The organism is Streptomyces sp. NPDC044002, assembly GCF_056434525.1.
Genome location: NZ_JBWKEZ010000013.1, coordinates 44508 through 45406 on the forward strand (window position 1 = coordinate 44508; position 899 = coordinate 45406).

The 899-nt window shown below is 74.4% G+C and carries 1 protein-coding gene; it reads left to right on the top strand.

Annotated elements, in window-relative coordinates; translation table 11 throughout:
- Nucleotides 1–99: 99 nt before the first annotated feature.
- Nucleotides 100–747, top strand: coding sequence for a biliverdin-producing heme oxygenase (locus AC07A6_RS12620; RefSeq protein ID WP_362466389.1), 648 nt, complete (start codon nucleotides 100–102; stop codon nucleotides 745–747).
- Nucleotides 748–899 lie beyond the last annotated feature (152 nt).

Sequence of the window (899 nt, forward strand, 5' to 3'; positions counted from 1 at the left end):
CGTTGGGAAACCTCTGGCTGGGGGAAAGCCGAGGGGGGGGGGGGGGGGGGGCCCCCCCCCCCCCCCCCCGGCCCGCCCCTCTCCCGACGGAGGTCAGTCTTGGACGCGTTCTCCACGGTCATCCGTGTCGCCTCGCACGAGCAGCACACCGAAGCCGAGACCTCCTCGTTCATGAGCGACCTGCTCGGCGGGCGGCTCGGCGTGGACGCGTACACCCGCTACACCGAGCAGCTGTGGTTCGTGTACCGGGCGCTGGAGGACGGCGCCGAGTCCCTGCGGGACGACCCGGTGGCGGGCCCCTTCATACAGCCGGAGCTGATGCGCGTCGCCGAGATCGAGCGCGACCTGGCGCACCTGCTGGGCGCCGGCTGGCGCGACGCGGTCAGCGCGCTGCCGGCGACGGAGGCGTACGCGGCCCGGGTCGCGGAGTGCGCCGCCTCCTGGCCGGGCGGGTACGTGGCCCACCACTACACGCGCTACCTGGGCGACCTCTCCGGGGGCCAGATCATCCGGGACAAGGCCGAGCGCACGTGGGGCTTCGAGCGCAAGGGCGACGGCGTGCGGTTCTACGTCTTCGCGGACATCTCCAACCCGGCCGCCTTCAAGCGGGGCTACCGGGAGCTGCTGGACGCGATCGCCGCGGACGACCTGGAGAAGCAGCGGATCATCGACGAGTGCAAGCGGGCCTTCGACTTCAACGGGGCGGTCTTCCGCGAGCTGGGCGAGGAGTTCCCGCTCAGCGCGTAGGCGGGGGCCCTGGCCGGGCGGTTCCGGGCGAGGGGGGGGGGGGGGGGGGGGAGCCCCCCCCCCCCCCCCCCCAAGCGCGGCGCCCGCCCCCAGCACCGGGCCCCCCAAACCAAACAGAAACAGCCACCTCCCCCCCACCCGCCGTTCGGGCC